The organism is Streptomyces sp. 15-116A (genome assembly GCF_025290915.1).
Taxonomy (GTDB): domain Bacteria; phylum Actinomycetota; class Actinomycetes; order Streptomycetales; family Streptomycetaceae; genus Streptomyces.
The window spans coordinates 1-7,005 of the sequence record NZ_JAOCQE010000304.1 but is presented as its reverse complement, the minus strand read 5'-3'; the positions used below and the strand labels follow the sequence as shown (position 1 = coordinate 7,005).

Annotated in this window: 9 protein-coding genes and 1 pseudogene; all 10 read left to right on the top strand. The window is 72.1% G+C overall.

Annotated elements, in window-relative coordinates; translation table 11 throughout:
• The first annotated feature begins 241 nt into the window (after positions 1-241).
• Positions 242-568 (top strand): SH3 domain-containing protein, encoded by a 327-nt coding sequence (locus N4P33_RS30460; RefSeq protein ID WP_399030396.1) that lies wholly within the window; start codon positions 242-244, stop codon positions 566-568.
• Positions 569-665: 97 nt separating this feature from the next.
• A complete protein-coding gene (locus tag N4P33_RS30455; protein ID WP_260830166.1) occupies positions 666-1,148 on the top strand; it encodes a hypothetical protein in 483 nt (160 codons plus the stop codon).
• Positions 1,145-1,588: a hypothetical protein gene (locus N4P33_RS30450; RefSeq protein ID WP_260830165.1), complete on the top strand. Its 444-nt coding sequence runs from the start codon at positions 1,145-1,147 to the stop codon at positions 1,586-1,588. Before N4P33_RS30455 ends, N4P33_RS30450 begins: the two co-directional genes overlap by 4 nt.
• Before the next feature lie 10 nt (positions 1,589-1,598).
• The gene (locus tag N4P33_RS30445) at positions 1,599-2,012 is read left to right on the top strand and encodes a hypothetical protein (RefSeq protein WP_260830164.1); all 414 of its coding nucleotides are present in this window, start codon (positions 1,599-1,601) and stop codon (positions 2,010-2,012) included.
• A 43-nt stretch (positions 2,013-2,055) separates the two neighbouring features.
• Positions 2,056-2,898 (top strand): winged helix-turn-helix transcriptional regulator, encoded by an 843-nt coding sequence (locus tag N4P33_RS30440; RefSeq protein WP_260830163.1) that lies wholly within the window; start codon positions 2,056-2,058, stop codon positions 2,896-2,898.
• Positions 2,895-3,407, top strand: a complete 513-nt coding sequence (locus N4P33_RS30435; protein ID WP_260830162.1) for a regulator — start codon at positions 2,895-2,897, stop codon at positions 3,405-3,407. Before N4P33_RS30440 ends, N4P33_RS30435 begins: the two co-directional genes overlap by 4 nt.
• Positions 3,404-4,639, top strand: coding sequence for an MFS transporter (locus N4P33_RS30430; RefSeq protein WP_260830161.1), 1,236 nt, complete (start codon positions 3,404-3,406; stop codon positions 4,637-4,639). Before N4P33_RS30435 ends, N4P33_RS30430 begins: the two co-directional genes overlap by 4 nt.
• Positions 4,640-4,672: 33 nt before the next feature.
• Positions 4,673-4,975 carry a hypothetical protein gene (locus tag N4P33_RS30425; protein ID WP_260830160.1) on the top strand — a complete coding sequence of 101 codons (303 nt, stop codon included), beginning with the start codon at positions 4,673-4,675 and terminating at the stop codon, positions 4,973-4,975.
• Positions 4,976-5,186: 211 nt separating this feature from the next.
• Entirely contained in the window at positions 5,187-6,413 is a 1,227-nt protein-coding gene (locus N4P33_RS30420; RefSeq protein ID WP_260830167.1) for an ATP-grasp domain-containing protein, read from the top strand.
• Positions 6,410-7,005: pseudogene (locus tag N4P33_RS30415) on the top strand (MFS transporter); the annotation flags it as partial. The gene N4P33_RS30420 and the pseudogene N4P33_RS30415, both read left to right, overlap by 4 nt.

Sequence of the window (7,005 nt, the reverse complement as noted above, 5' to 3'; positions counted from 1 at the left end):
CTCCCGCCGGTCCGCCCCGCAGCCGCAGCCGCAGCCAGCCGCCCGGCCGGCTTGCCGAAGGCCCCCGCGCCGCGCCCGCCCGGCCGCTCACGCTGAGCGTGAAAGCCGCTCGGGGCGGCGCAACATAGCCGACGATCGCCGGTTAGCCAAACCGGCGAATCTCCGGACTCTTATACAGCCGCCGGGACAACCCCGCGGCATCTTCCCCGCAATCCCTATGCCTTCACGGAGTTTCTTCCGCATGCGCTCCACCCGAATTGCCATATCCGCAGCCATGCTCGGCGCACTCGCTCTGCCGGTGCTGTCCGCCACCACCGCCAGCGCGACCCCCGCGAGCAGCTGCTCGTCCCAGCCGCCGCTGCCGTACGAGGTGCACACCGCGGCTGTGACCATCCGGTCCAAGGCCACCACGCATTCCACCGCGCTCGGCGTGCTCTACAAGAGCCACAAGTTCACCGTGCACAAGAAGAGCGGCAACTGGCTCTACATCACGGACAAGACCACCGGGGTCAAGGGCTGGGTCTCCGGCACCTACGTCTACCGCGACGTCCGAATGTGCCTGGACTGACAGGCCCCAGCAGGTGCCCATAAGCGGCTCAGCCACTGGGTACGGCAGCCCCTCCCATTCCCCAGGGATCGGCATTTAGAGAACAGGAGATTTCCCTATGCCCGATGGCATATCCGATGAGTCTGAGGATGTCGTGGGCGTGCTCACCGAACAGATCGAAGCGCGTTTCGGCATGGACATGGGGCAGTTGAAGGCTGCCGTCGGCGCCGCGCCGACCGCGAATCCTGATGCCACCGACGTCGTCAAGTGGCATGGCCTTCTCGTCGAGAGCCAGTCCGTGCTGGACCGTGCGGAGGACGATCTTGTTGCTGCGCTGCAGACCCAGCCCAGCGAGGTCGACGATCCGACGATGGGCCTCGCCCACCGGGTGAACGCGGCTGTCACCGCCCGCGACGGCCGGGCCATGGTCGTGCGGTGGCTCCTTGACCCGGACGCTCCGGGGAAGAAGGACCTTGCCGCCCAGCGTCTCGCCCGCCTCCGGCCCCGAACCGGTCCGGCGGTGCAGACCAGCGCTCCCCACCGTCCCGCCGGTACAGCCGCACCGGCGTCGGCGTGGCGGTCGGCCAGGGCCGCCCGATGAGCCGGGGCGATGCCAGCACCATGGACGACGACCTGCAGAAGGTCTTCGGGAAACCGGTACCCGAGCTGTACGAGGCGGCTGCCGGCCAGGATGCTTCGCCCGCGCTCGCCCGTGCCCTGGAGCTGCGGTCGTTTCTGGCGCTCACCGAGGAGCAGGTCGTCCGCGTCCGCGACCGCGTCCACGCCGACATGGGCCCGGACCGCGACATGGGAGAGCTGTCAGCGGACAAGCTCCGCTTCGACGCGCAGTGGCTGGAAGCGGCCCTGGAGGCCCGCGACGGCTACCGCGCCGCCCTCGGCGAACTGCTGCGCACCATGCCCCCGCCTGCCCAGCAGGCGCGTCCCGTCCGCACGGCACAGCTCAGGGCCACCGCAACCCTGCCCCCGTCTGCCGCCCCGGTGCCCCAGCGTGCCGGGGCGGCCCGGGCCCGCCGACCGTGAAAGCCCCCGATTGCCCCACCCCACGTCCACCGACATAGCCGGACGGATCGAGGACCTGTACGGCGCGCCGCTCGCCGACCTCGAAGCCCACGCCCAGGACCAGCCGCCCGGCATGCTCTCCGCCCTGCTCGGCATGCACGAGGGCCTCGCCCTCGCCGAGCGCAGCATCGACGTCCACCGCGACCACCTCGCCCGGCTCCTCCACCCCGAGCGGCAGATCGGCCCGCACGAGGTCTCCCACCTCCTCGACGGTGCACGCCGGCTAGCCGAAGCCATCGCCGTCCGCGACGTCTATGCCAAGTCGACCGCCGCCGTTCTGCAAAGCCTGGCCCGCGTCCCAGCCCCCACGCATGCCCCGCCGGCTTGCTCGCCGCCCGTTCCGGCTCCACCTGTTGCGGCGCCGAGCCCGGCGCACAGCCGCTGACCCCAGGCGATCCCTCTCTTTCCTTCACCCAGGAGCTCCTCCCTTGGCCATCACCGCTCTGCCCCCTGACACCGACGCCGACATCGCCCGGGTCACCGAGGCCCTCGCCATGATCACCCCGCGCTGGAACGTGAGGATCCTCCTGGCCCTCTCCGGCCCGCCGCTGCGCTACAGCGAGCTGGCGGCCAAGGTGTCCTGGCTGCAGAACGGCCAGCTCCACCCCAAGCTCAAGTCGCTGTGCGATGCCGGACTCGTCGAACGCACCGAACACACCGCACGGCACGTGACCTACCGCCACACCGAACGCGGTGAAGCCCTGCTGCAGGTCCTGCCGGTGATCGTCGCCTGGGCCGAGGAACACCTGGAGAAGGCGGACCGCCCGCTGCCCGCGATCGAGCAGATCGAGGACAGCCTGACCCTGCTCACCCGGCGCCACGCCGCCGCCATCCTGTGGGTGCTCAAGTCCCGGCAGGAGGTCAGCGGCCGGGCCCTGGCCCGGATCGTGATGCCCAGCAGCGATTGGACCAACATCTACCCGCCGCTGCGGCAGCTCGTCGCCGACGGCCTGGTCGACACCGAGGGCATCGGCCAGCCCTACCGGCTGTCCGCAGCCGGCGATGGCCTTGGCCCCGTGCTCGGAGCCCTGTCCGCCTGGTCCGCCGGGCAGCCCCTCGACCAGGCGTCCCACCATCCGGTCTGGGGACACCCGCAGGCGAAGCCCGCGCCGAGGCCGTGGCTCAGCAGCCAGCCACGGCCGGTTCCCGTGGCGCTCCCACCCGTTCGCACGACCGGATCCTCTCCGGCGTGGCACCACCGTGATCTCTTCTCGCACGCCACGACCGCCCGCCCGAAGGCAGCCATTCCGGCGGGAGGCCCGCGCCGATGAGCACCCCCTTCACCCCTGCCGAAGTACGCCACGCCGTCGAACTTCTCGCCTCGCGCTCCTTGATCCGCCTGGTCACCGAGATCGACGACAACGGCGCCATACCGCCGCGACGGCTGGCCGGCACCCTGCCCGACCTCTCCACACACCAACTGCGAAGCGCCTCCGACACGGCCCGCACCCACGGTCTCATCCGGGTCGCGTCCGGCGCCGGTCTGGAACTCACCGACAGTGGATCGGAGTTGGCCGACCTGTACGACGCGATGGCGCGCTGGGCCCGACGTCACGCCGTCCCGGCCCCCGTCAGCGAGTTCAGCCGCCGTATCCGGCACGTCCTCGACCTGTTGGCGCCCTCGCTCACCACCGAGCACGGCGATGGCCTCGCACCGCTGTCCGCCGTGACCGGCGCCGGGGTGGCGGCGGACCTTGCCCGTCCCCGCACGCTGCTGATCCAGTGGCTGGCCGCTAACCCCCAGGTGGCCAGGGCGTTCGAGCCTGAGCCGGTCGCGTGAGCGCAGCGGTCACACCCCGGCACGCACGCCACACCGCCGGGCTGCTGCGCGGCATCTACCTGCCGCGCACGGCGGACGCGTTGGCGTTCGCCATGTCCACCTACGGCATCCCGCTGCTGGTCCTGGCCACCACGCGCTCCGCCGCGCTCACGGGGGTGGCGTTCACGTTGGAGTGGATCCCGAGGCTGGCGGCGTTCGGGTGGGCCGGATCGATCGTCGACCGACGCGGGGCGTCCGTCGTCTTCCACCTCGCCTCCCTGGGACGTGCGATGGCTCTCGCCGCCGGCGCGGTCCTGCTCCACCTTCACCCGTCCGGCACGGTGGCGAGCGTGACCGTGATGGTGCTCTCGGCGGTCACGGGCGTGCTCACCGAGTTCAGTTACATTGCGGCCGAGACCGCGGGCGCCTCCGCCGGCCGCCGAGCGGGAACGCGGGCCCATCGCGTTCAGGCCGTCCTGCTCGGCATCGACCAGATTGCGGCCCTGGCCGGGCCGGCGCTCGCCGCAGTGCTCCTGCTCGCAGGGCCGCCGCCGATGCTCGCGGTGATCACCGTGTTGTCGCTTCTCGCCGCGCTGCTCGCCCTGCGAACACCCCCCTCGCCCGTCGCCCCGGCCCGCACGCCGAAGCGGCAGGCCAGCGCCGGGTTGCTCACCGGGTGGCGCACCATCCGATCGCTGCCCGCGCTCGGCTGGCTCGTGACCGGGCTGACCCTGTCCAACCTCGCCACGGGGCTCCTCCAGGCGGCCGGTCCCGTGATCGTCGTCAAGCACTTCGGGCAGTCCACCACCGACGTCGGCCTGGTCTGGTCCGCCGCTGCCGCAGCGACGCTCTTCAGCGTCACCCTCTGCCGGGTTGCGATCGACCGCCTGGGCCTGTGGCCGGTGGGCGCCGCCTGCGCGGCCCTTGCCTCGCTCGCCACCCTCGCCGCCGCCCAAGCCCCCGACTACCTGTCCTACCTTGTCCTAGTCGCGGCCCTCATGGCGGCCGAGGGCGGCATGACGGTGGTGCTGCGCACGCTGCGCTCCCTGCTGATCCCACCGGAGAAGTTCGGCAGCACCCTGTCGGCGACCATCCTCATCCTCCTGCTGCCCTACCCCGTCGCTGGCGTACTGACCGCGCTCACGCCGCCCGACGCACTGGGCCACGTCATCACCGCTTGCGCCGTCCTGCAGGGCCTCGGACTGGCCCTCGCCTTCACGCGCCTGCGCACCGACCCAGCCCTGCGCACCTGACCCTGCACTTTTCCCCAGCCTGTGGAGAACCCCATGCCCACCGCCGTCTCCAGGATGAACCGTGCGAGCGGTCGCACCATCACCGAGCGGTTCCACGCCTTCGACACGCAGAACCCGCACGTCTACCGCGCCCTGGAACGCATGGCCGCCCGCCGCTTGGCCGCAGGCGCCACGCGCGTCGGCGTGAAGGACCTCTTCGAAGACCTGCGCCGCCAACTCCCGTACGGAGTCGCCGGGCTGAACAACAACTTCACCGCCCTCTACGCCCGGCGGCTGATCGCCGCGCACCCGAACTGGGCCAGCGCGTTCGAGCTGCGCCGCCGCCGGGCCGACTGACAGCTCCCCGTCCGTTTCCTCCCCTCTGAGCACCCCCGGCCCTGCACCGACTACGCCGCTCAGCCCCGCCTGCCCCGCTCGCGCTGGAGCAGGCGGGGCAGGTGCAGCGTTTCTCGGCCGCCGAGGTCCGCCGTGCACACATCCACGCCCCCCCCCGAGGAGCCCTTTCTTGTCCGACCGTCCTGTCGTCCTGGTCGTCGCCGCATCCGACATGGAGGCCGAGGCGTACCGCGGGTACTGCCTTCAGTCCGTGGCCGCCGCCTACGACGTCGTCCTGATCACCGGCGAAGAGCCCTCGTGGGAGACGCCGTACCTGCGGGACTGCGTGGTCGTGCCCGACCCGACCGACCAGGCGGCGCTGTCCGCCGCCGGCCAGGCCCTGGCCGACCGCTACGACCTGGCTGGCGTGTTCACCTGGACCGAGTGGTACCTCGTCCCGGTCGCCCGCCTCGCCCGCCAGCTCGGCCTGCCCACCACCGCCCCGGAAGCCATGCAGGCATGCCGCAACAAGGCCGCCTCCCGTGCATTGTTCGCCCGGCACGGGGTCCCGTCGGCCGCCTCAGTGAGCGTGCGCACCCCTGCAGAGGCCGAGACGGCGGCCGAGCGGATCGGTTACCCGCTCGTGCTGAAGCCCGCCGCGCACGCGGCCAGTATCGGCGTGATCCGCGCCGACACCCCCGAACAGCTCACCGCTGCCTTCGCGTTCGCCGACCAGGCGGCCGGGCTGGGGCTCGAGTCCACCAGCGTGCTGGTGGAGGAGTATCTCGACGGACCCGAGGTCTCGGCCGAGTGTGTCACCTACGGCGGTGAGACCACCGTGGTGGCCGTCACCCGCAAGACGGTCAGCGCCCCGCCGTATTTCGAGGAACTGGCCCACTCGGTCGATGCCGCCGACCCGCTGCTCGACGTGGTCGCCCCGGCGGCACGCGCCGCGATCCACGCCCTGGGAATCACCGACGGCGTCTGTCACGTCGAGATGCGCCTGGTCGACGGTCGGCCGCGGCTGGTCGAGGTCAACGGACGGATCGCCGGCGACATGATCGGCCACCTCGTCCAGCTCGCCACCGGCATCGACCTGCCGCGCGCCGCCGCCGACATCGCCTGCGGCCGTGTCCCCGACCTCACCCCGACCCGGTCCTCGGCCGCCGTGATCCAGCTGCTCTATCCCGACACCTCCGGCACCCTGCTCCGCCTCGGATTCGACGGCGTCAGCCCGCGCTGGCTGGAACGCGTGCACTTCCAGCACCAGGTCGGCGACCAGCTGCTCCTCCCGGCCGACGGCGGCAACATGTTCACCGCCCGTATCGGCTACATGATCACCACCGCGCCCACCGCGGACCTCGCCCAGGACCGCGCCCAGCAGGCTGTGCGCCATCTGCAGGTCGACGTGGCGCCCCGCACAACCGACGAGCCTGTTCCAGGTGGCCGCCCTGCATGAGCCGCACCGACGCTTCCGTTCGCCGCAGCCGTGTCCTGCTGACCGGCTACTTCCTCGGCCTGGGCGTGGTGATGGCGGTCTGGGGCGCCCGGATGCCTGCCGTCCAGCACGCCGCCCACCTCACCACCGCCGGCCTGTCGCTCGTCCTGCTCGCCGCCGCTGTCGGTATGGTTGCCGGACTGCAGGCTGGCGGCCGACTCGCCCGGCCCGACCGACTCTCCCTGCTCCTGATCGGCGGAGCCGTAGCACTAGCAGCAGCCCTAGCCCTGCTGGGGCAGTGCCGGACGCTGGCCTCACTACTCGCGGCGGCCCTCGCCTTCGGCGCCGCGCACGGCGTCCTCGACGTCGCCGCCAACACCGCGGCGGTTCGCTGCCAGAACGCCACTGACCGGCCGGTCATGTCCTCCCTGCACGCCGCGTACTCCATCGGCGCGCTGGGCGGTGCCGCCCTGGCCGCCGCCACGGCGCGCACAGCCCACAGCGCCTTGTTCCTGGCCACCGGCCTCGCGCTGACCGCGACCGTGCTCGTGGCCGGGCCGCGCACCCTGGCGCTGAGCGGCGCCGACCAGTCCGAGCCCCCCGAGCCCCAGGG